Annotated in this window: 18 protein-coding genes and 1 tRNA gene; 7 read left to right on the forward strand and 12 right to left on the reverse strand. The window is 65.5% G+C overall.

Annotation, left to right across the window (positions count from 1 at the left end; genetic code table 11):
• The first annotated feature begins 48 nt into the window (after positions 1 to 48).
• From AC07VS_RS26880 to AC07VS_RS26900, 5 genes are all read left to right on the forward strand, one after another.
• Positions 49 to 552 (forward strand): DUF4390 domain-containing protein, encoded by a 504-nt coding sequence (locus tag AC07VS_RS26880; protein WP_494752493.1) that lies wholly within the window; start codon positions 49 to 51, stop codon positions 550 to 552.
• Complete coding sequence (locus AC07VS_RS26885; protein ID WP_494752494.1) at positions 549 to 2,825, forward strand: sensor histidine kinase; 2,277 nt, start codon at positions 549 to 551, stop codon at positions 2,823 to 2,825. The genes AC07VS_RS26880 and AC07VS_RS26885 overlap by 4 nt, the downstream gene beginning before the upstream one ends.
• A gap of 35 nt (positions 2,826 to 2,860) precedes the next feature.
• Positions 2,861 to 3,526 (forward strand): response regulator, encoded by a 666-nt coding sequence (locus AC07VS_RS26890; protein WP_492350720.1) that lies wholly within the window; start codon positions 2,861 to 2,863, stop codon positions 3,524 to 3,526.
• A 51-nt stretch (positions 3,527 to 3,577) separates the two neighbouring features.
• Positions 3,578 to 3,653: transfer RNA gene (locus tag AC07VS_RS26895), tRNA-Phe, on the forward strand.
• Positions 3,654 to 3,861: 208 nt separating this feature from the next.
• Complete coding sequence (locus AC07VS_RS26900) at positions 3,862 to 4,239, forward strand: hypothetical protein (protein ID WP_492350365.1); 378 nt, start codon at positions 3,862 to 3,864, stop codon at positions 4,237 to 4,239.
• Positions 4,240 to 4,258: 19 nt separating this feature from the next.
• Here the strand turns inward: AC07VS_RS26900 and AC07VS_RS26905 are convergent, their stop codons facing one another.
• The 8 genes from AC07VS_RS26905 to AC07VS_RS26940 all read right to left on the reverse strand — a co-directional run bounded on the left by AC07VS_RS26905 (position 4,259) and on the right by AC07VS_RS26940 (position 13,026).
• Positions 4,259 to 6,004, reverse strand: a complete 1,746-nt coding sequence (locus AC07VS_RS26905) for a methyl-accepting chemotaxis protein (RefSeq protein ID WP_494752495.1) — start codon at positions 6,002 to 6,004, stop codon at positions 4,259 to 4,261.
• Between the two features lie 216 nt (positions 6,005 to 6,220).
• The gene (locus AC07VS_RS26910) at positions 6,221 to 6,985 is read right to left on the reverse strand and encodes an amino acid ABC transporter ATP-binding protein (RefSeq protein ID WP_492350367.1); all 765 of its coding nucleotides are present in this window, start codon (positions 6,983 to 6,985) and stop codon (positions 6,221 to 6,223) included.
• 53 nt (positions 6,986 to 7,038) lie between these two features.
• Positions 7,039 to 7,689 (reverse strand): amino acid ABC transporter permease, encoded by a 651-nt coding sequence (locus tag AC07VS_RS26915; RefSeq protein WP_492350368.1) that lies wholly within the window; start codon positions 7,687 to 7,689, stop codon positions 7,039 to 7,041.
• 12 nt (positions 7,690 to 7,701) lie between these two features.
• Complete coding sequence (locus AC07VS_RS26920) at positions 7,702 to 8,358, reverse strand: amino acid ABC transporter permease (RefSeq protein WP_492350369.1); 657 nt, start codon at positions 8,356 to 8,358, stop codon at positions 7,702 to 7,704.
• Positions 8,359 to 8,567: 209 nt separating this feature from the next.
• Entirely contained in the window at positions 8,568 to 9,008 is a 441-nt protein-coding gene (locus AC07VS_RS26925; protein WP_492350370.1) for a hypothetical protein, read from the reverse strand.
• A gap of 171 nt (positions 9,009 to 9,179) precedes the next feature.
• On the reverse strand, positions 9,180 to 10,439 hold the full coding sequence (locus tag AC07VS_RS26930; protein WP_494752496.1) for a phospholipase A: 1,260 nt from the start codon (positions 10,437 to 10,439) through the stop codon (positions 9,180 to 9,182).
• Entirely contained in the window at positions 10,436 to 10,918 is a 483-nt protein-coding gene (locus AC07VS_RS26935; RefSeq protein WP_494752497.1) for a hypothetical protein, read from the reverse strand. The genes AC07VS_RS26930 and AC07VS_RS26935 overlap by 4 nt, the downstream gene beginning before the upstream one ends.
• Positions 10,919 to 10,968: 50 nt before the next feature.
• The gene (locus tag AC07VS_RS26940) at positions 10,969 to 13,026 is read right to left on the reverse strand and encodes an ATP-dependent helicase (protein WP_492350373.1); all 2,058 of its coding nucleotides are present in this window, start codon (positions 13,024 to 13,026) and stop codon (positions 10,969 to 10,971) included.
• Between the two features lie 193 nt (positions 13,027 to 13,219).
• On the opposite strand from AC07VS_RS26940, the gene AC07VS_RS26945 reads away from it, so the two are divergent.
• Both AC07VS_RS26945 and AC07VS_RS26950 read left to right on the forward strand, forming a co-directional pair.
• The gene (locus tag AC07VS_RS26945; protein WP_494752498.1) at positions 13,220 to 14,140 is read left to right on the forward strand and encodes an acid phosphatase; all 921 of its coding nucleotides are present in this window, start codon (positions 13,220 to 13,222) and stop codon (positions 14,138 to 14,140) included.
• A 105-nt stretch (positions 14,141 to 14,245) separates the two neighbouring features.
• Positions 14,246 to 15,223 (forward strand): AEC family transporter, encoded by a 978-nt coding sequence (locus tag AC07VS_RS26950; RefSeq protein ID WP_494752499.1) that lies wholly within the window; start codon positions 14,246 to 14,248, stop codon positions 15,221 to 15,223.
• A 17-nt stretch (positions 15,224 to 15,240) separates the two neighbouring features.
• Here the strand turns inward: AC07VS_RS26950 and AC07VS_RS26955 are convergent, their stop codons facing one another.
• The 4 genes from AC07VS_RS26955 to AC07VS_RS26970 all read right to left on the reverse strand — a co-directional run bounded on the left by AC07VS_RS26955 (position 15,241) and on the right by AC07VS_RS26970 (position 21,335).
• Positions 15,241 to 15,993 (reverse strand): M48 family metalloprotease, encoded by a 753-nt coding sequence (locus AC07VS_RS26955; protein ID WP_494752500.1) that lies wholly within the window; start codon positions 15,991 to 15,993, stop codon positions 15,241 to 15,243.
• A gap of 178 nt (positions 15,994 to 16,171) precedes the next feature.
• Positions 16,172 to 18,283 (reverse strand): replication restart helicase PriA, encoded by a 2,112-nt coding sequence (gene priA / locus AC07VS_RS26960; RefSeq protein WP_494752501.1) that lies wholly within the window; start codon positions 18,281 to 18,283, stop codon positions 16,172 to 16,174.
• 1,452 nt (positions 18,284 to 19,735) lie between these two features.
• Positions 19,736 to 20,878: a uroporphyrinogen decarboxylase gene (gene hemE / locus AC07VS_RS26965; protein WP_494752502.1), complete on the reverse strand. Its 1,143-nt coding sequence runs from the start codon at positions 20,876 to 20,878 to the stop codon at positions 19,736 to 19,738.
• Positions 20,879 to 21,014: 136 nt separating this feature from the next.
• Positions 21,015 to 21,335 carry a thioredoxin family protein gene (locus AC07VS_RS26970; RefSeq protein ID WP_494752503.1) on the reverse strand — a complete coding sequence of 107 codons (321 nt, stop codon included), beginning with the start codon at positions 21,333 to 21,335 and terminating at the stop codon, positions 21,015 to 21,017.
• Positions 21,336 to 21,355 lie beyond the last annotated feature (20 nt).

The following is a 21,355-nucleotide window of genomic DNA, read 5'->3' on the forward strand; positions in this document are numbered from 1 at the left end:
TGCATTCGGCCGGCTTGGGCCGACACGCCCGAGATCGAAGTCGCCCAAATGCGGCTGGACCGCACCGAAGAGGGGCTTTTCCTGTCGGCCAACGTGCGTTTTGACCTGCCCCAGTTGGTCGCCGATGCGGCGGCCAAAGGCATCCCGCTGTACTTCGTGGCCGAGGCCGAAGTGCTGCGGGATCGCTGGTACTGGTATGACCAGCGCGTCGTCGGCGTGGCCCGGTACATGCGCCTGGCCTACCAGCCCCTGACGCGCCGCTGGCGCCTGCAGATGGCGCCCACCCCGATTTCCAATTCTGGCCTGGGTGTGAGCCTGGGCCAGAGCTTCGAAGACCTGGACGAGGCGCTTGGCGCTGTGCAACGCATTTCCCGTTGGCGCATCGCCGATGCGGCCACCCTCGACAACGACGCCCGCCACAGCGTCGACTTCCGTTTCCGCCTCGATGTCTCGCAATTGCCCCGCCCCTTTCAGCTGGGCGTGACCGGTCGGACCGACTGGAACCTGGCCACCAGCCGCCACCAGCGCCTGCTGACGGAGCCCGCCAAATGAGCACCGTGCCCAGGCCGGGCCTCGACAGACACTCCCTGTTCAGTACCCGCACCGCCCGTTGGACTGTCGGCATCGGCATTGCCATGATGGTCATCATCGGCATCCTGCTGCTGTTCCTGCTCACCCAGGCGACCAACAACCGGGCTCTGTACGAGCGCAACTACCTGCGCCTGTTCGTGATCAACCTCATCGTGGCGGGCGCCTTGCTGTCCGCCATCCTGTGGATCGCCCTGCGCCTGTATCAGCGGCTGCGGCGCGGGCGCTTCGGCAGCCGGCTGCTGGTCAAGCTGGCTGCCATCTTTGCCCTGGTGGGCTTTGTGCCTGGCGTGCTGATCTATGTCGTGTCCTACCAGTTCGTATCGCGTTCGATCGAAAGCTGGTTTGATGTCAAAGTCGAAGGCGCGCTGGATGCCGGCGTGAGCCTGGGGCGTGCCACGCTCGACACCCTGTCCAACGATCTGGCCAACAAGACCCGGGCCGCGGGCTCCCAGCTCACCGATGTTCCCGACGCCACCGCCGGTCTGGTACTGGAGAAGATCCGGGACCAGTTGGGGGCCAGCGACGTGGTGCTCTGGAGCGCCTCGGGGCAACTGGTGGCCAGCGTGGGGCAGTCGCGCTTCCAGCTCAACCCCGAGCGCCCCTCGGTGCAGAACATCCGCAACGTGCGCAAGCAGCGCGCCGTGGCCCAGATCGAAGGCCTGGACGACCCAGCCAACGATGCCGCCATCAACAATGCCCGCATCCGCGCCATGGCGCTGGTCAACTCCTCCAGCCTGGGTCTGTTGTCCGAATCGCGCTTTCTGCAGGTCTCCGTGCCCTTGCCGCCGACCTTGGTGGCCAATGCACTGGCCGTCCAAGAGGCCTACCGCGAGTACCAGGAGCGTGCCCTGGCCCGATCGGGCCTGCGCCGCATGTACATCGGCACCCTCACGCTGAGCCTGTTTCTGGCGGTGTTTGGTGCCGTGCTGCTCGCCGTGCTGCTGGGCAACCAACTGGCCCGACCCCTGCTGGTGCTGGCCGAAGGCGTGCGCGAAGTGGCGGCCGGCAACCTCAGCCCCAAGGCCGTATTGCAAGGCCGCGACGAGTTGGGCGGGCTTACCCGTTCGTTTGCCGACATGACCCAGCAATTGGCCGATGCCCGTGCCACGGTTGAAAAAAGCATGCGGCAGGTCAGCACCGCCCGGGCCAATCTGCAGACCATCCTGGACAACCTCACGGCTGGGGTGATCGTGCTGGACGCACAAGGGCAGATCCAGTCTTCCAACCCAGGCGCGACCCGCATTCTCAAAGTGCCACTCGCTGCCTACGAAGGTCGCCCGCTGGCCGCCGTGCCCAGCCTGGAAAATTTTGCCCAGCGTGTGCAGAGTCAGTTCGACGCTTTTCTGGGCGAAAACGCCCAGCAGCACGGGCTGGACCACTGGCAGCAATCCTTTGAACTGCCCGACGGACAAAACGGTGCTGCTGCCGGCATGATCACCTTGGTGGCCCGGGGGGCTGAGATGCCCGGGTCGGCTCGTTTGCTGGTGTTTGACGACATCTCTGAAATCGTTTCGGCCCAGCGTGCCCAGGCCTGGGGCGAGGTGGCGCGCCGCCTGGCCCATGAAATCAAGAACCCGCTGACCCCCATCCAGCTGTCGGCCGAACGCCTCGAAATGAAGCTCAACGGCAAGCTGGCCGCGCCCGAGCAGGCCGTGCTCACCAAATCCGTCAAGACCATCGTGGACCAGGTGGACGGCATGAAGCGCCTGGTCAACGAGTTCCGCGACTACGCCCGCTTGCCCGCCGCCGAGCTCAAGCCCCTGGACCTCAATGCCCTGGTGCAGGACATCCTGCACCTGTATGGCCCTGAGAATGCCTCCGTGCCCGTGCGTGCTGAACTCGATCCGCGCTGCCTGCCTGTGTTGGGTGACGCCCAGCAGCTGCGCCAGGTCATCCACAACCTGTTGCAGAATGCGCAGGACGCTACCGAGGGCGTGCCCGTCGCGGACCGACAGCCGGTTGAGATCCGCACCCGTTGGGGCGAAAGCTCGCGCCGGGTGCGCTTGCTGGTGCGCGATCATGGCACCGGCTTTCCTGACTACATCCTCAAGCGGGCCTTCGAGCCCTATGTCACCACCAAGTCCAAAGGCACTGGCCTGGGACTTGCAGTGGTCAAGAAAATCGCAGACGAGCATGGCGCACGGATCGATCTCTCCAATCACATGAGCGGCGACAACATCGCCGGGGCTCAAGTGTCGCTATCATTCGCCACTGCGCCGGCATCCGCTGCCTGACGCAACATCTTCCCTGGAACCGCTTTCTTTCAATCATGGCAAACATACTGGTGGTCGACGACGAACTGGGCATCCGGGATCTGCTGTCCGAAATCCTCAACGATGAGGGCCACAACGTCGAACTTGCCGAAAACGCTTCGCAAGCCCGCAACGCACGGCAGCGCGATGAGTTCGACCTGGTCCTGCTCGACATCTGGATGCCTGACACCGACGGCGTCAGCCTCCTCAAGGAGTGGGCGGCCGGAGGCCTGTTGTCCATGCCCGTGATCATGATGAGCGGCCACGCCACCATCGACACCGCCGTCGAGGCCACCCGCATCGGGGCTTTCTCCTTTCTCGAAAAGCCCATCACCTTGCAAAAGCTGCTGAAGGCGGTGGAGCAGGGCCTGGCCCGCAACCAGTTGCGCAAGACCGCAGTCCCGGTGGTCAACGCGCCAGAACCCAGAATCGAAGCCCAGGCCCACCCCGTCACCCTGATGGTCGAAGTGCAGACCCAGGCCCAGCAGTTGTTTGATCTGGACAAGCCCCTGCGCGAAGCGCGCGATGGCTTCGAGAAAGCCTATTTCGAATTCCACTTGCTGCAAGAAAACGGCTCCATGACCCGCGTCGCCGAAAAGACCGGGCTTGAGCGCACCCACCTGTACCGCAAGTTGCGCCAGCTCGGCGTCGACCTGTCGCGCAGCAAAAAAAATGCAATTTGAGGGTTTTTCGTTTTTGCCTCAAAAAAGCTTGCTATAATTTATCTCTCAGCAGGCCCGGTAGCTCAGTTGGTAGAGCAGCGGATTGAAAATCCGCGTGTCGATGGTTCGATTCCGTCCCAGGCCACCAAGACATCAAAAAAGCCCTAAGCACTCAAACGCTTAGGGCTTTTTTCGTTTTGATCCTCACCCATGCAGCCATCCTGCCGGATGGCTTTTTGTTTTTCTGCGTCGGCCCTGTGCCGTCTTCAGCCCCGTTGGCTGTTGTGGCATCTCAGTCGGGCCTGTCGGCCTGGCTGGTGGGATTGCCAGCCGTCGCGCCTCCAAAAGGACACCTCATGGTCGTCGTCGATACCCTTTCCATCCAGGACCACGCCCAGGCACTGCAGGGCATGCTCAGCACCCGCACCCTGAATGATTTCGCGGCGGAAGCCCGGCTGGATGGCGAGAGCCTGAGCCAAGCGGTTGAGCGCTATGAGATTGACTATGCCTGGAGCATTCTGGGTTCCGAGCGGCTGCTGGGTGAAACCTTGGCAGTACTGGCGCTGCGCTTGCAGGCGCCGCCGAGCGAGCCGCAGACGGCCCGGGTGGCAGCGGTCTTGCAGGCAGCGGCAGCGGCGCAGCCGCCCGAGGCGCTGATGAGCTTTGACAACGAAGTGCCCCAGCAATTGACCGGCCTGCTGTGGCCTGCTGTGGCGCCAGCGCACAGCGCCTGAAATTCAGCGCCTCAGGGCCTCAGGCCTCCGTGGGAGGGGTACAAAAACTCTCCCAGTCGTCGTTCCCTTTGCTGTGGCTGAGCGCAGGTGACGGAGCCGACGCCGGGGCAGGCACTTTGGGCTGACTCAGCTTGGCCATGGCCGGGCCCCGGCTGACTGGTCGGGGGCTGGTGGGGGTTGCCTGGGGTTGGGGCGCTGTCTTGGCACGTGTCAGGTCGTTGGTGATCTTGAACTGCGCCACGGCCTCCACCAGTTCGGCGGCCTGAGTGCGCAAGGCATTGGCGGCGGCCGACATCTCTTCCACCATGGCTGCGTTCTGTTGAGTGGCCTGGTCCATGTGGGTGATGGCCTCGCCCACCTGAGCCACGCCCGAGCTCTGCTCGGTACTGGCGGCGCTGATCTCGCCCACGATGTCGGTCACCCGGCGGATCGAGCTCACCACGTCGGCCATGGTGGCGCCGGCTTTGTCGACCAGGGTGCTGCCATGGCCCACCCGCTCCACGCTGTCTGAAATCAGCGCCTTGATCTCCTTGGCTGCTTCGGCCGAGCGGCCGGCCAGGCTGCGTACTTCACTGGCCACCACGGCAAAGCCCCGTCCCTGCTCACCGGCCCGAGCGGCCTCCACCGCGGCATTCAGGGCCAGGATGTTGGTCTGGAAGGCGATCCCGTCGATCACGCTGATGATGTCGGAAATGCGGCGCGAGCTGTCATTGATGCCACGCATGGTGTCGACCACCTCCGACACCACCTGCCCACCCTGGCTGGCCACGTGGGAGGCGCTCTGGGCCAGCTGATTGGCACCGCGCGCATTGTCGGCGTTGTGCTTCACGGTGGCGTTCAACTCTTCCATCGAAGCCGCCGTTTGTTCGAGGGCGCTGGCCTGCTGCTCGGTTCGGTTGGACAGATCCTGATTCCCCATGGCAATTTCTGCGCTGGCGCTGGACACCCCCTCGGCATTGCTGCGCACCCGCTGCACGATCAGGCTGAACTGGTCGCGCATGTGGGCCATGGCTTTGAGCAGCACGCCGGTTTCGTCTTGGCCAGACACATCAACCGCCACCGTCAGGTCGCCGGCGGCCAGGTGCTCGGCCACGCTCACCGCCTGGGCCAGGGGCCGCACGATGGCCCGGGTCAGCAGCACCCCCAACATCACCGCCAGCACCAGCGACAGCGCCACGGCCACCGCCACCCACACCAGGGTCTGCGTGTAGCGATCTTGCGATCGGCGGAACGAGTCATCCGCGCCCTTCAGATTGATGTCGGCGAGCTTTTGCACGTCGGCAAAGGTGGCCTGCATGGTGCTGCGGGCTTCGCCATTGAAATAGACCCGCGTGTCGGCCAGCTTGTCCTCACCCTGGCCGGACAAGGCCGCCAGCTTTTCAGAGCTGACCAGGTAGCTTTGGCGGTGTTGCTGGTACTCGGCGTAAATCGGCCTTTCTGGGGGCGTCAACATGGCCTCGTAGCGCTTTTCCTGTTCGCCCAGGGTCTGGACCAGCTTGCGCATCCTTTCTTCCTGGGCCTTCTTTTCTTCGGCTGCGGTGGCAATCACATGCTGGCCTTCAGCCCGTCGGATCTGGCCGAGGGTGTCCTGTATCTCGCCCAGCACCCGTATCGAGGGCAGCCAGTTGCTGGCCAGATCGACCACGTTGTTGTTGATGGCGCCCAACTGGCTCCAGGCAAAAATGCCCAGAGCCATCGTCATCACGACGATGGCGGCGAATGCGGCGCCCAGTTTGGCGCCAATCCTCAGGTCGGACAACTTCATTGACAACTCCGATCGCGAAATGAACACGGCCACGGACAGAACACGGGTGGGGTCAGAAGGTGACGGCACCCGCCAAGGAGAGCGCGGAAAGGGGGCGCGCGCTCTCGTATCAAAAAGTTTCAATGCTGTCCGTGTTTGTGACACGGTTGTCGACGGTTGGCAAGTGTCACGTGTCGGACGGTCGTGACAGACCCAGGGGAGGGCGCCTGAGGCGGATCAGCCCATGGCCGACAGGAACTGGCGCAGCTCGGGGGTTGCCGGCTGGCTGAACAAGGCTTCTGGCGGGCCCTCCTCATGCACCTTGCCCTGGTGCATGAAGATGATGCGGTCGCTCACCTTGCGGGCAAAGTTCATCTCGTGCGTGACCATCACCAGGGTCATGCCCTGCTCCGCCAGGCTTTCCACCACCTGCAGCACCTCGCCCACCAGTTCGGGGTCCAGGGCAGAGGTCACCTCATCGCACAGCAACACCTCGGGGTCCATGGCCAGCGCGCGGGCAATGGCCACTCGCTGCTGCTGACCGCCGGACAGTTGCTCCGGCAGGCTGTCGAACTTGTTGCCCAGGCCCACGCGCTCCAGCAACAGCTCGGCGCGTCGGCGCGCCTCGGCCTGCGGCAGGCCCTTGACCAGGGTGGGGGCCAGCATCACATTGCGCCCGGCGCTCAGGTGGGGGAACAGGTTGAAGCTCTGGAAGATCATGCCCACGTTCTGACGCAGCTCACGCATGGCCTGGGCGTTGTCGGGCTGCAAGGGCTGGCCGTGCACTGTCAGCGCGCCCTCCTGAAACACCTCCAGGCCGTTGATGCAGCGCAGCAGGGTGCTTTTGCCCGAACCGCTTTTGCCGATGATGCACACCACCTCGCGGCGATGGATCTGCAGGTCGATGCCTTTGAGCACCTCGTTGTCGCCGTAGCGTTTGCGCAGCCCACGGATGTCGATCAGGGGCAGGGTGGAGTTGGTGGCGGTCTCTGGCAGATTCATGGCGGGGATCCGGTGGGGCGGCAAGAGCGTGAAGCGTGAGTGTGGAGAGGGCTTCAGCGCTTGGGGCGCAGGGCGCGCTCGATGCGCCGGCTCCACCATGACAGCGGAAAGCACAGCGCAAAATACATCAGGCCCACGCAGCTGTAGACCAGAAACGGTTGGTAGGTGGCATTGGCAATCATCTGGCCGGCCTTGGTCACCTCCACAAAGCCGATCACCGAGGCCAGGGCTGTGCCTTTGATCACCTGCACCAGAAAGCCGACGGTGGGTGCGATGGCCAGGCGTGCGGCCTGCGGCAGGATCACATGGCGCAACTGCTCGCCAAAACTCATCGCCAAGCTGGCGGAGGCTTCCCACTGGCCGCGCGGGATGGATTCCACACAGCCGCGCCAGATCTCGGTCAGGTAGGCACTGGCGTACAGGGTCAGGCACAGCGAGGCCGCCGTCAGCGGCGTGGTCTCCACACCCAGCATGGCCAGGCCGAAATAGGTCAGAAACAGCTGCATCAGCAGCGGCGTGCCCTGGAACAACTGCACATACAGCGCCACGCCGCGCTGCGCCCCGGGCCAACGGGCGGTGCGAGCCACCAGCAGGGCCAATCCGACCGCTCCGCCGCCGACAAAGGCAATCAGCGACAGGCCGGCTGTCCAGCGCAGGGCCAGCAGCAGGTGCCGGGCGATGTCCCACAGAGAAAACTCAACCATCGCAGCGACTCCTCAGCGGCCAAAGATGAAACGCGGCCCGAACCAGTTCAGCAGGTGGCGCAGGGCCACCGCCAGGGCCAGGTAGGCCCCGGTGACCAGGATGTAGGCCTCGAAGTTGCGGAAGGTGCGGCTGGCGATCAGGTTGGCGGCGAAAGAGAACTCCTCGGTCGAGATCTGCCCGCACACCGACGAACCCAGCATCACGATGATCATCTGGCTCACCAGCGCGGGCCAGACGCGGGCCAGGGCGGGTGGCAGCACCACCCGCGTGAAAATCTGCCAGCGGTTCATGGCCAGACTCAGGGCTGCTTCGATCTGCCCCTGGGGCGTGGCCTCAATGCCGGCGCGCGCGATCTCGCTGGCGTAGGCGCCCAGGTTCAGCACCATGGCCAGCGCGCTGGCCACCTCGGGCGACAGGCGCAGGCCCAGCGAGGGCAAGCCGAAAAACAAAAAGAACAGCTGGATGATGAAGGGCGTGTTGCGCACCAGTTCCACATAGGTCGCCACCCCGGCCCGCAGCCAGGCCGGGCCGTGCGCGCGAAGCCAGGCGCACAGCACCCCCAGGGCCACGCCCAGGGGCGCGGTCAGCAAGGTCAGCAGGCAGGTCAGCGCCAGGCCCTTGAGCAGCAGCGGCCACTGCGCCAGCACGATGGAGAAGTCCAGGATCATGGGTGCTCCCCCGCGTGCCGGGCCATCCGCCGGCCCCAAGGGGCTTCAGTGCCGCTGGCCTGGCGGCCCGGCAGTGCCATGTAGGGAAGAAGGGTGTTGGGCATGCCAAAGCCATAGCAAGATGCATGCTAGGCCCTGTGCTGACCTCGGTGCGTCGGCACCAGGGGCCCGCCTTCAGGGGGGGGCAGCCCGAGGGGAGGCCGGGGTTGTCAGTGGGTGTTGCGGTTGCCCGTCGACGACTTGCCGTAGGCCGACTGCGGCTGGCTGAACGGGCCTTGGCGGGGCGGCGTGGCCTTGGGAAACTTGCCGTGGGGCAGGGCATGCAGGCGATGGAACAGGCGCCGGCAGTAGCCCTGGATCCCGATGCACTTGTTGATTTCCTCGACAGGCAGAGGGCCCGACACCACCACGATGTCGTTGGCAATGTCGATGGCGCCTGCTGCCCGCAGCCGCCGCCGTGCACCGGTGGCCCACGACTGGATGCGGGTCGGGCTGCCGTGCTGGTGCAGTTCGCCGGTGCTGCGGTCAAAAGCGATGGCCACGGTGTCCGTCTTCAGGCGAAAACGCCGTTCACCCGTGTACGGGCTGGGCGGCTCCTTCATGTCGTACAGATAGTAGCTGCCGGCTTTGAGTTGGTATTGCAGATCCATCGGTGTGTCCTCTTGATCTGATTGTGGTGTGCGCGCTTCGGTTTGATGGCTGGAAAAGGCCGGTAAAACCCCCCGTAAAACACGGGGTGCCTCGGGCCGCTGCTGGTTGGCGCGCAAGCGTACACCAGCCAGCCCTTCCCGGGGCTGACGATCACCACGCCTTGATCTGGCTCAGAAGTCGACCAGGCTCAGGCCCACGCTGAACACCACCCGACGGCGGTTGTAGTCGACCAGGCTGTCCCCGTAGCCGCTGAACAACTGGGTGTGCAGGCGCAGCCCGCTGTGCCCGCCGGTGGCCGGGCCGTTGCCCAGCGCCTTGAGCCATTCCAGCCGCACCGAGCCCCGCGCCTGCGAGCCCAGCGAATGCCGTGCCGTGGCAATCAAGGTGTTGTCCAGGTCCTTGTTCCAGGCCAGCGACAGCTCGCCGCGCCCGATGGTGTTGCTGATGCCGGGGTTGTCGTCATTCGCCGCACTCTCCGAGATGCGCCGCCACAGCCGGCCCTGCAGGCGCCAGCGCGAGTCCAGCTCGGCGCCCGCCATCCAGTAATAGCGGTTCCAGCTGCGCGACAGCGGCAGGCTCTGGCCATTGGACTGGTGCACCAGCCCCAGCCCGTTGTAGCGCAGGCGCCAGCCGCCGGGCAAGGCCAGGGTGCTCGGGTACACATACACCAGCTCGGGCTCGTGGTCCGTGGTGCGGAAGGGGCGCGAGATCTCGGGGCTGAACAACTGCCAGTACGACTGCTGGGTGTAGCCAAACCACAGCGAGTCTTTCAGGGTGGGGTGGCCCTGTGTCAACAGGCCCTGCGCGATCTTGGTGCGCACCGACAATTGAAGCCGGGTCTCGGTGCGCCGGTAATCGATGGCCGTGGTCTGGGTGTGGCCCTCGCTGGGGGAACTGGGCTGGGTGTTGACGCTGTCCGAGGCGATCACCGACAGGCTGATCGGGCGGTAGCCCCGGAGGCCGAAGGTGCCGCAGTCGCTGCCCGCCTCCAGCTCCCAGAAGCGCGACAGCTCCGAGTACTGCGGGTCGTGGCAGCCGGCGTCGCTGCCCACGGTGATGATGCGTGTGGCCGGCAGGGTGGTGTCGACCGGTCGGGTGCTGGGCTGCTGGCTGGCCAGTGCGCCGGGTGACACCGTCAGCTCGCGCGACACCGCGGCCGCGCCTGTGCTGCTGTCGCTTGGCTTGGCCGCCAGGCTGGGGGCCGGGGCCGTACGCTGGGCAGCCCAATCGTCAAAGCAGGCCAGACGGGCGGCCGGGTCGTGCGCCAATGCTTTGCAGGCCTGCCAGCCGGTGGCGGGGCTGCCGCCCGGGGGGGCAGGCTCGACCTGCGCCTGAGCCTGAAATGGGCCGGCCAGGCCCATCATCAGCAGCGCAGGCACCGAGGCCGCGGCCCGGCGCAAGACGAGAAGGAGGGGCGTGGGCCACCTCATCGGGCGACCTTGCGGAGCACAAAGTGCAGCGGTTTCTGAGTCTGTGTTTCGGAGGTCCATGTGCCTTTGATTTCCCGTCCGCAGCTTTCAGGGCTGATTTCACCGAGCCAGGTGGCCGAGATGTTGCGCCCGTTGGCGGATTCTTCGAGCGTGAAGTCGCCATTGTCCACGTCGCCGCTGACCCAGGCCCGCACGCCTTCGCGCTGCAGCAAGCCCCGCACGCTGCCCGCCAGATCGGGGTGGCGCTCCAGCAGCACGGTGGCCGGGGTGGCCTGGGGTTCGAACTCGGCCCGCCACAGACCGTACAGGTCCGAGGCCTGCAATTCGTCGGGTTGGGGGCAGGGTGTGGCCTGAGGCACCAGGGGCGCGGCGGCCTTGGCTTGGGGGGGCTCTGCGGAGTCGGCCGCCAGCGCCTGCAGGCCGGCCGTCAGGGCTGCCAGCACCAGGGCGTTCTTCAAGGGACGAGAGGGTCGAAGCATGGCAATCTCTAGCGCATCGGGCCCCGTATGTCGGGGGCCGTCGGCGCGGGTCAGTTGGGGGCGGCCCCGGCCGCCGCCCGCTTGGCAAATTCGGCGCGCAAGGCCTTGAGCTTCTCGCGCGGGTCTTCCTTCACGGTCTTCTGGTCCAGGGCCATTTCGGCAATGAAGCGGCTGGGCAGGGCCGCGACCATCTCGCGGCCTTTTTTGCGCCGGCGTGTCCAGCTCACGGCCAGCGTGCGTTGGGCGCGGGTGATGCCCACGTACATCAGGCGTCGTTCCTCCTGCAGGCGCAGCGCCAGGCTTTCGCCACTCTCGGCGCTGCCGGGCTCCTGGTCCATCTTGAAGGGCAGGATGTTCTCGTTCACGCCCACCAGCATCACATGAGGCCACTCCAGGCCTTTGGAGGCATGCAGGGTGGACAGCGTGACCACGTCCTGCTCCTGTTCTCGGTCGCTGATGGTGGACAGCAGGGCGATCGTCTGCGCCACCTCGAGCAGGTTCTTCTTCTCGGTGCTGGTGGTCACGCCCGCGGTGTCATCGATCTGGCCGCCACAGCGTCCGGCCATCCAGTCGCAGAACTCCATCACGTTGGTCCAACGGGTGGCGGCTGCCTTCTCGCTGTCCTCGTTGTCATACAGATGCTGCTCGTAGCCGATCTCTTTGAGGAACTCATTGAGAAAGGCGCGCGCATCTTCTGCGCCCAGGGTTTGCTTGGCCCGGTATTCCAGGTCATTCACGTAGCGGCCGAACTCCTGCAGCCCGGCCGATGCCCGTGCCGGCAGCACGTTTTGCAGCGATGAGCTGAACAGCGACTCGAACAGGCTCAGCTTGTACTGGTCGGCGTACACCCCCAGTTGCGCCAGGGTGGTGTGGCCGATGCCACGCTTGGGCGTGGTGATGGAGCGCAGGAACGCGGGGTTGTCGTCGTTGTTGATCCACAGCCTGAACCAGGCGCAAAGATCCTTGATTTCGGCCCGGTCGAAAAAGCTCTGCCCGCCCGACACCTTGTACGGGATCTGCGCGCGGCGCAGCGCCTGTTCGAACATGCGGGCCTGGTGATTGGCGCGGTACAGGATCGCAAAATCCTTCAGGTTCTTCCATTGCGAGGTGGCGCGCAGGCTCTGGATGCGGGCCACGGCCCGCTCGGCCTCGTGCTCTTCGTTGTCGGCGTCCACCACGCGCACCGGCTCGCCCTCGCCCAGTTCCGAGAACAGGGTTTTCGGGAACAGCTTGGGGTTGGGCTGGATCACGTTGTTGGCCGCGCGCAGGATGGCCGAGGTGGAGCGGTAGTTCTGCTCCAGCTTGATCACCTTCAGCTGCGGAAAATCGATCGGCAGCTTGCGCAGGTTGTCCAGTGTGGCGCCGCGCCAGCCATAGATCGACTGATCGTCGTCGCCCACCGCGGTGAAACGGGCTCGCTCACCCACCAGGGCCTTGAGCACCTCGTACTGGGTGGCGTTGGTGTCCTGGTACTCGTCCACCAGCACGTGGCCCAGGGTGTTCTGCCATTTCTCCCGCACCTCGGGGAAGTCGCGCAACAGCTTCAGTGGCATGCCGATCAGGTCGTCAAAGTCGACGCTCTGGTAGGCCGTCAGGCGTTCCTCGTAACGCGCCATGATCTCGGCGATTACCCGCTCGTGGTCGTTCTCGGCCTGGGCCATGGCATCGGCCGAGTTCATGCCCTGGTTCTTCCAGGCGCTGATGGTCCATTGCCACTGGCGTGCCGTGGCCATGTCGGGGCTGCCGCCACAGTCTTTCAGGATGCCGGTCACGTCGTCGGCGTCCAGGATGCTGAACTGCGGTTTCAGCCCCAGCGCCTGGCCGTCTTCGCGCATCAGGCGCACACCCAGGGCGTGGAAGGTGCAGATCACCAGGTCTTTGGCGTTGCGTCCAATCAGGCTCTTGGCTCGCTCGCGCATTTCGGCAGCGGCCTTGTTGGTGAAGGTGATGGCGGCAATGCGCTTCGGGGGCATGCCTGCCTCGATCAGCCGCGCGACCTTCATCGTGATCACCCGCGTCTTGCCCGAGCCAGCACCCGCCAACACCAGGCAGGGGCCTTGCAGGTAGTTCACGGCTTCAAGTTGGGCGAAATTCAGACCGGCAGACATGGGGAGATGGAAGGCGCCTGTGACAGGCTGATGAGCGGCGGGGAGGCCAGCGGGGCCCGCAATGATACCGGCACCGGCCAGCGCACGCTGGTGGGGCCCCGGCTGGCGCCGGCGCGCTGGCTGGCCCGGAAGCCGGCACCTGCCTGACAGGGCCGGCTTCGTTCACATCGCTTCCGATCAGGAGACAACGTCCATGTTTTTGCTGTCCCGCCACCTTATTCCCTTCAAGGCCTGCTCAACCCGCGGGTCACGTCTGAGCCCGCTGATCCTGGGCGCGGCCCTGGCCGTGCCGCTCGCGGGCCTGCTGTCCGGCTGTGGCGGTAGCCACGCTGGCTCTGCCCAGGATCCGTCCGAGCCGCCCACCACCTTGACCGAGGTCGGCGAAACCCGGCCTGGCTCCGGCGTCATGCGCGGGTACCTGGCGGCCGACCAGTACCCCGACAGCCTGGCCCTGCTGCCGGCGCCGCCCGCGCCGGGCTCCGCGGCGGCCCAGGCCGATCAGGCCGCATTTGAAAACACCCGAGCCTTGGCCCAGGGGCCCCGCGGCGTGCTGGCGCGCCAGGATGCCAACCTGAGCTTTCCGGCCTCGGCCAATGCCTTTGCCTGCACCACGGGCTTCGAGTTCGATCCCCAGCTCACCCCCCACCTGACCACGCTGATGCGGCGCAGCTATGTCGACGCAGGGCTGAGCACCTACAAGGCCAAGGTGTTCTACCAGCGCCAGCGCCCCTTTGTGGTCAACAACACCGGCACCTGCACCCCCGACGATGAGCCCGCGCTGCGGGGCGACGGGTCTTACCCCTCGGGCCACACGGCCATCGGATGGGCCTGGGCCCTGGTGCTCACCAGCCTGATGCCCGAGCGCACCGATGCGCTGCTGGCGCGGGGCTATGCCTTCGGGCAAAGCCGCGTGATCTGCGGCGCGCATTGGCAAAGCGATGTGGAAAACGGCCGTGTCGTGGCGGCCTCGGCGGTGGCTCGCCTGCAGGCCGATCCGGTCTACCAGGCCCAGTGGAAGCGTGCGGCGGCCGAAGTGGCGGCCCTGCGCCAAGCCGCGCCGCCCCTGACGCGCGACTGCGCGGCGGAAGCCCAGGCCCTGGCTCTGAAGCCTTGAGCGCCTCTGCAAACCTGGCAGCAAAGCCGGCAGAATAGGCCGCTTGCCGTGGCAGAGGGTCCGCCCGGCACCCTGTGCCGGGCTGCCGGCTGAAAGCGTTTGGCCGTGCTCTCGATTCTGCAAGTCACCTTTCCCTTCTTTGCCCTGGTTCTTTGCGGCTACTTGGCCGCGCGTCGGCGGATGTTGCCTCTGGAGGCCATTGGTGGCTTGAACGGCTTTGTGCTGTTCTTTGCCCTGCCCTGCATGCTGTACCGCTTCGGGGCCAGCACCCCGATCGCCCAGATGCTGGACGCCACCCTGTTCGCCGTCTACCTGCTGTGCTCGCTGGCGCTGGTGGGCTTGACCGTGCTCAGCACCCGCCGCGGCCCGATGGCCACCCGGCTGGGGTGGAACGACACCGCTTTCGGCGCCCTGGTGGCGGCGTTTCCCAACACCGGCTTCATGGGCGTGCCCTTGCTGGTGGCCCTGCTGGGGGCCCAGGTGGTGGGGCCCACCATCGTCACGCTGGTGGCCGACATGGTCTTCACCTCGTCGCTGTGCATCGCCTTGTCACGCCTGGATGGCGCCGGCCAGCATGGGGTGGCGCAGGCCCTGCGCAATGCCTTGCGTGGGGTGGTGGCCAATCCCATGCCCTGGTCCATCCTGCTGGGGGGGCTGGCGTCGGTGCTGGGCTTCAGCCTGCCGGCGCCGCTGCAGAAGACCGTTTCGCTGCTGGCCGATGCCGCCTCGCCCGTGGCCTTGTTCACCATGGGGGCGGTGCTGGCCCGTTCGCAGATGCTGCCCTCGCGTCAGGCCGCGACCCAACGGGGCTGGGGCGATGTACCGCGTATCGCGCTGTACAAGCTGGTGTTGCACCCCTTGCTGGTGTGGGGTGCCGGCCATGCCGCGATGGCCGCTGGCCTGCCGCTCGACCCTTTTGCCCTGACCGTGGTGGTGTTGCTGGCCGCCCTGCCGAGCGCCAGCAATGTGTCCATGCTCACCGAGCGCTTTGGCGCCGACACAGGGCGTGTGGCACGCATTATCCTGGTGTCGACCGTGGTGGCCTTTGTCAGTTTTCCGGCGGCCGTGGCCTGGCTGCGCTGAGCGCGAACCGGCGCTGCTCAGCCTTTCAGCTGTGATTCAACCTGCTTGGCCCGTTCGCCCGGAGCGGGGTGGCTTGAGAACATGCTGTTCTCGCCGCCGCCCAGGTCTTGCAGTTTGCGCAGGGCGCTGCTGGCGGCCTGGGTGTCGTATTGGCGCTTTTGCATGAAGCGCACGGCGTACGCATCGGCATCGCTTTCCTGGCTTTGCGAGAACTGGGCGTGGATCAGTTTTTCCGCCAGATCCCCCAGCGCTGACTGGCTGAGCACCGCCACCGCGGCATTGCCCGATGCGGCGACCGCATCCCGCGCAGCAGAGGCCGCATAGGCGGCCTGCAAGGCTTTTTTGCTGTGGCCCAATTTCACGTGGGCGATTTCGTGGCCGATGACGAAGCGGAGTTCGTTGTCGTTCATCTTCTCCATCAGGCCGCTGTAGACCCGAACGGTGCTATCGGCCATGGCAAAGGCATTCACCTCGGGGTTGAGGTAGACCTTGAAGTTGAGCTTCAGCCCGTCTTCGTTCTTCAGACCGGCGGCCAGCCGGTCCAGGCGCGCCGCCTGTGTTGAGCCGGCCGCGGCGACCTTGTTGCGCTTGTCCTCGGCTGCGCTGACCTGACGCGCCACATCGGCAACCTCGGCATCGCTCAGGGTGGCGGCCTTGAGGCCCTTGCCGGCCGCGCTGACGGCGCTCCCGAGATCGAATGCGTGTGCCAGGCCGCCGGTGAGGGTCAAGGCGGCGACCAGTGTGGCGCTGGGCCAGAAACTGCGTGTCATGAGTGAACTCCCTGTTCATCGTTGTTCGCCCTGCGTCAAGACCCGGGGCCTGTCCTTGGGCCTCGCAGAGCCTGCGCAGTGTCGGGCCCGGGGGTGGCCTCAAGACCTCGATTTTTCGCTTTGAGAGCTTTGTAACCAGGCCGATCGCGTGAGTGGCGCAGCTTCGGGCGCAGGAGGTTCAGATCATCAGTGGGTCGACATCGATGGCCCAGCGGATCAGGCCTTTGTGCTCGGGCTGGGCCCGGATGGCGTGCAGCACGCCTTGCCAGGCGGCCAGAAAGCGCTGCAGCGCGGCGCGCGAATCCGACTCGATGAGCATCTGGGCACGCTCGATGTTGGCCACGCGCTGCACCGTCATGGGCACGGCCGGAAAGCGGAACACCTGCTCGGCCCCGGGCAGGGCCTCGCCTGCGGCACTGGCCGCATTCAGAAACGCCTGGGCCACGTCCTGGCTGCGGGCCTCGGCGCGCACCAGGGCCTGGAACGAGAAGGGCGGCATGCCCGCCTGTTCACGCTCGCGCAACTGTTGCGCGGCAAAGGCCGGGTAGTCGTGCCGTTTCAGGGCCTCGAACAGCGGGTGGTCGGGGTGGAAGGTTTGCACCCACATCTCGCCTTCGCTGTTTTGCGCACTCACGAAGGCGGCGTCGCGGCCGGCCCGGCCGCCAGCCTGCATCAGCAGGGCAAACAGGCGCTCGGGCGCCCGGAAGTCGCTGGAGAACAAGGCCCCGTCGGGGTTGATGGCCGCCACCAGGGTGACGCGGCGGAAGTCATGCCCCTTGGCAATCATCTGGGTACCCACCAGCACATCGACTTCGCCGGTGTGCACCTGGGCCAGTTGCGACTCCAGGGCGCCCTTGGCCCGGGTGCTGTCGGCGTCGATGCGGGCGATGCGCACCGGCTGGCCATCGGGCCGCAGCGTGCCTTCGAACAATTCAGCGAGTTGCTCTTCGAGTTGTTCGGTGCCCCGGCCCAGCGGCGAGATGTCCAGATTGCCGCATTCGGGGCAGGCGCGGGGGACGGGCTGGGTGAAGCCGCAGTGGTGGCAGCGCAGTGTGCGATCGATCTTGTGAAAGACCCGGAATGCGCTGCAGTGCGGGCACTCGCTTTTCCAGCCGCAGTCGCGGCAGTGCAGCACCGGCGAATAACCGCGCCGGTTCAGGAAGATCATCACCTGCTCGCCACGGGCCACTCGCTCACGCAAGGCGGCACTCAGCGGTGCCGAGAACACGCTGCCACGGGGTTGGCGGTTCATGTCCACCCGTCGCACCCGGGGCAGGCCGGCAGCGGCCGCGGCGCCCACGCGCGTGGGCATCAGCAGGCGCTGGTAGCGCCCGCCTTCCGCGGCAGGGCGGCTGTGGTGCCAGCTCTCCAGCGAGGGGGTGGCCGATCCCAGCAGCACCTTGGCGCCCTCCTGTTGGGCTCGGTACACCGCCAGGTCACGTGCCGAGTAACGGGCCCCCTCCTGCTGCTTGTAGCTGGGGTCGTGCTCTTCGTCCACGATGATCAGGCGCAGGCCCGGCAGCGAGGCGAAGATGGCCATGCGCGTGCCCAGCACGATGCGCGCCACGCCCCCGTGCGCCGCCAGCCAGCTTTTCAGGCGCTGCGGGTTGGTCATGCCGCTGTGCATCGAGACCACCGCTTGTGGGCCCCAGCATGGCGCAAAGCGGGCCTGGAAGCGCTCCTCCAGTTGCGGGGTCAGGTTGATCTCGGGCACCATCACCAGGGCCTGAGCCGTGGGGTCGCGCTCCAGCAGGGCCTGCACACTGCGCAGGTACACCTCGGTCTTGCCGCTGCCGGTGGCGCCAAACAGCAAGAAAGGGCCGCTGCCCTCTTCAATGGCCTGGGTCACAACCCGCTGTTCTGCGGTCAGTTCGGGCAGCGCCGCCGCGCTGGCATGGTTGTCGGCACTGTCGTCGGCCTGCGGCTGGCGCTTGAGCCGCCGCGCCAACTGCTCGGGGCCCAGTTCACGCAACTGGGGCGGCAGGGCCGCCAGCGCCACTTCGCCGAGCGAGCGCTGGTAGTACCGGGCCGAAAAACTCACCAGCCGCATCCAGGCCTGGCCCAGCGGTGGCACGCCTCCCAGCACGCCTGCGATCTGACGCTCGGCCACGCCTGCGCTGTCCAATTCGGCCTCGGCCACGGGCCAGACCACGCCCAGGGTTTCGCGCTTGCCCAGGGGCACGCGCACCAGGGTCCCCGGAGCCACGGGCTCCGGACTCAGGTAGGTGAGGGGCCCCGAGAGGCCGCTGTGGGCCGGCGTCTGGACCACGACGGCAATCCGGTGGGTCATGGGGCTGGATTGTGCGTCAGCGCGCCGGGGGGCAGACCCGAGTCATCGCTTCCGGGGCCGCAGCGATCTGTGGATAAGTTTGTTGACAGATGGCCGCGCAAGGCCGCTGGGTGTGGCCTGCGCCGCTCATTGAGCCGCTGGACCGGGGTCTCATGGCTGAAGACAATTTGAACAAGGACAAGGACTTAGCCGATTTTTGGTGGCATTCCTGAGGGGGGCTTTCCATGGGCCAGGACGTGCCCCAGTTTTGTGCATAACTTCGCTCAGCGAACGCCCTGCCGTGCCGAAGAGACTTGTCCCCAAGGCCAAGCCAACTGTCCACAGACTTGTCCGCACCCGCCCCGGCGTCATCACTTTTCCGCAAGTGCTTGATTTGTTTGAATTTTTCACATCAGCGCCGGTTTTCTGTGGATAACTTTGGGGATAGCCTGTCGCCAGCCGTGCCAAAGCCTTGTCTCACAAGGCTTTCAACAACTTGCCTGTTTATTTGGCAATTTAAAAACCTCAATAAAATCAATGGGTTGTCAATGCAGGAAAAGCCGGGGGCGGCGAAGGCATGTCCCACCGCCCAAACAAGCTGGGGGCTTGCTGCTGTGCACAAGTTCCGGATCGTGCAATGCCCCAAGCGGCCATGGCAGAAGGGTTGGCGGTGTGGACGCGGCCCGGTGACTTTCCGACTATCGGTCATTGCCTGCCGTTCAGTTCATCCTGCCCCGAGAAAACCGCGCTAAGTGCTTGATGCCAAAAGGGGTTTTTCAGGTGTTCACAGAAGCTGTGGATAACTTTGTTGATATCCAGCGCGCATGGGCTGCAAACCCTTGCCAAACAAGGGTTTGCTTACGTTGCCCACAAAATCGGCAGAGAAAAAAATCCATATAAATCAATGTCTTATTCTTTTTATAAGAAATTCTGTCCAGGACTGTCCGTGTTGCGATGCATCAGAAATTTTGTGCATAAGTGCTTGACGGTCTTCGCGTTTTCGGTTCCTGGTTGAGGCTGATGGCCTTGCGCTGGCAGAAAACGCAGGGCGCCGCCTGGGTGTTCGCACGGCGATCGCACCGCGTTCTCAGGCACCGCTTGAGAAAAATAGAGTAAGTCCTTGTCGGGATAGCGATTTAACAAAAATTCACAGATCCTGTGGATAACTTTGTTGATATCCCACTCGTGAACCGTCAAAACCCTTGTGCCACAAGGCTTTGCTTAGGTTGCCTGCAAAATTGGCAGAACACAAAACCTATATGAATCAATGACTTGCAAATTTGTTGTGGCGAGATCGTCAGGGTGCTCAAGGGTTGCGGTGCATCAGATGATTTGTGCATAAGAGGCTTGACGAGCCTGCCGATGTGGGCTCCAGCGTGGCGTGAGAAGGCGAAAAAAAACGCCCGCATCGGGCGTTTGGGGGCAGGGCGGCCTGTGAGGGCTTCTGGCGGCCTTCGACGGCCTGTGATGGCCTCAGAGCCCGCGCTGGCGCCTGGAGTGGGTGTGCACGGCCTCGACCAAGGCGCTCACGTGCTCGGGCGGGGTGTATTGGCTGATGCCGTGACCCAGGTTGAAGATGTGGGTGGGGCCGGTGGTCAGCGGGTCCAGGTGCGGGGTGCCGAAGCTGTCCAGCACGCGGGCCACCTCTTGTGCAATCTGCTGGGGTGGCGCAAACAGCACGTTGGGGTCGATGTTGCCCTGCAAGGCCTTGCCCGGGCCGCCGACAGCGCCGCCAACGCGGGCGCGGGCCTGACCCAGGTTGACGGTCCAATCCAGGCCCAGTACCTCGCAGTCCAGGGCCGCCATGGCGTCCAGCCACAGGCCTCCCCCCTTGGTGAAGACGATGCGTGGAATGGCCACGCCCTCATGTTCACGCTTGAGTTGCTGCAACACGCGGGCCGTGTAGGCCAGGCTGAACTGCTGAAACGCGCCATCGGCCAGCACACCGCCCCAGCTGTCAAAAATCATCACCGCCTGGGCGCCCGCCTCGATCTGGGTGTTCAGGTAGGTGGCCACGGCGTCGGCGTTCACCTCCAGCATGCGGTGCATCAGGTCGGGACGGCTGTACAGCATGGTCTTGACCAGGCGGTAGTCATCACTGCCCTTGCCTTCGACCATGTAGCAGGCCAGCGTCCAGGGGCTGCCAGAAAAGCCGATCAGCGGCACCCGGCCCTTCAGGGCGTGGCGGATGCTGGTCACGGCATCGAACACGTAGCGCAGCTTGTCCATGTCGGGCACCTGAAGGGCCGCCACGGCGGCCTCGTCGCGCACCGGGGTGGCAAAGCGCGGGCCCTCGCCTTGGGCAAAGGACAGGCCCAGGCCCATGGCGTCGGGCACGGTCAGGATGTCGGAGAACAGGATGGCCGCGTCCAGCGCGTAGCGCTCCAAAGGCTGCAGCGTGACCTCGGTGGCGAAGTCGGTGTTGGTGGCCAGCCCCATGAAGCTGCCGGCCCGGGCCCGGGTGGCGCAGTATTCAGGCAGGTAGCGGCCGGCCTGGCGCATCAGCCACAGCGGCGTGTGGTCGGTCGCCTGGCGCCAGCAGGCGCGCAGAAAAGTGTCGTTTTGCAGCGGCGCGAAGCGGCTGGCGGCGGGATGGGGGGCGGCAGAGGTGCTCATCCCTGGATTGTCGCAGCACCGTGCGTTCTGGCTGCAACGCAGGAGGCCCGGGTTTCTTGCCGTAGATCAATTTTGATGCGGGCGCATGGCGTGCTGCCTCCGCTGGCCCCGCAGTTCAGGGCGTGTTGTCTCCAGTTCAGTTTGCAGCCAGCAACTGCAGCACCGCGGCGGTTTCGGTCGGGCGCACCAGCCGGGCCTTTTCCTGGCCATCGACCAGCAGGATCAGGGTGGGCCACAGCTTGACGCCGTAGACACGCCCCAGCGGACGGCCGGGGCCGTCTTCCACCAGCAGGTGGCGCAACCCCGGGTGGGCAGCCAGCGCTTCGGTCACCGGACCCTGGGCGGCGCGGCAGTGGCCGCACCAGTCGGTGCCGAACTGCAGCAGGGTGCGTCCGGGCAGGGCTTCGACTTCGGCCTGCGAGGGGGCTTCGGGTTCATACAGTGGAAAGGCGGGCATGGTGGTTCGTTCAAGGGAAG

The sequence above is a fragment of the Curvibacter sp. GW821-FHT01G03 genome (assembly GCF_059422285.1).

Excerpts from the sequence above, each read along its gene's own strand:
- AC07VS_RS26880 (WP_494752493.1), top strand. The coding sequence starts at position 49 with ATGCGGCTGGACCGCACCGAAGAGGGGCTTTTCCTGTCGGCCAACGTG.
- AC07VS_RS26885 (WP_494752494.1), top strand. The coding sequence starts at position 549 with ATGAGCACCGTGCCCAGGCCGGGCCTCGACAGACACTCCCTGTTCAGT.
- AC07VS_RS26890 (WP_492350720.1), top strand. The coding sequence starts at position 2,861 with ATGGCAAACATACTGGTGGTCGACGACGAACTGGGCATCCGGGATCTG.
- AC07VS_RS26900 (WP_492350365.1), top strand. The coding sequence starts at position 3,862 with ATGGTCGTCGTCGATACCCTTTCCATCCAGGACCACGCCCAGGCACTG.
- AC07VS_RS26905 (WP_494752495.1), bottom strand. The coding sequence starts at position 6,004 with ATGAAGTTGTCCGACCTGAGGATTGGCGCCAAACTGGGCGCCGCATTC.
- AC07VS_RS26910 (WP_492350367.1), bottom strand. The coding sequence starts at position 6,985 with ATGAATCTGCCAGAGACCGCCACCAACTCCACCCTGCCCCTGATCGAC.
- AC07VS_RS26915 (WP_492350368.1), bottom strand. The coding sequence starts at position 7,689 with ATGGTTGAGTTTTCTCTGTGGGACATCGCCCGGCACCTGCTGCTGGCC.
- AC07VS_RS26920 (WP_492350369.1), bottom strand. The coding sequence starts at position 8,358 with ATGATCCTGGACTTCTCCATCGTGCTGGCGCAGTGGCCGCTGCTGCTC.
- AC07VS_RS26925 (WP_492350370.1), bottom strand. The coding sequence starts at position 9,008 with ATGGATCTGCAATACCAACTCAAAGCCGGCAGCTACTATCTGTACGAC.
- AC07VS_RS26930 (WP_494752496.1), bottom strand. The coding sequence starts at position 10,439 with ATGAGGTGGCCCACGCCCCTCCTTCTCGTCTTGCGCCGGGCCGCGGCC.
- AC07VS_RS26935 (WP_494752497.1), bottom strand. The coding sequence starts at position 10,918 with ATGCTTCGACCCTCTCGTCCCTTGAAGAACGCCCTGGTGCTGGCAGCC.
- AC07VS_RS26940 (WP_492350373.1), bottom strand. The coding sequence starts at position 13,026 with ATGTCTGCCGGTCTGAATTTCGCCCAACTTGAAGCCGTGAACTACCTG.
- AC07VS_RS26945 (WP_494752498.1), top strand. The coding sequence starts at position 13,220 with ATGTTTTTGCTGTCCCGCCACCTTATTCCCTTCAAGGCCTGCTCAACC.
- AC07VS_RS26955 (WP_494752500.1), bottom strand. The coding sequence starts at position 15,993 with ATGACACGCAGTTTCTGGCCCAGCGCCACACTGGTCGCCGCCTTGACC.
- priA (WP_494752501.1), bottom strand. The coding sequence starts at position 18,283 with ATGACCCACCGGATTGCCGTCGTGGTCCAGACGCCGGCCCACAGCGGC.
- hemE (WP_494752502.1), bottom strand. The coding sequence starts at position 20,878 with ATGAGCACCTCTGCCGCCCCCCATCCCGCCGCCAGCCGCTTCGCGCCG.
- AC07VS_RS26970 (WP_494752503.1), bottom strand. The coding sequence starts at position 21,335 with ATGCCCGCCTTTCCACTGTATGAACCCGAAGCCCCCTCGCAGGCCGAA.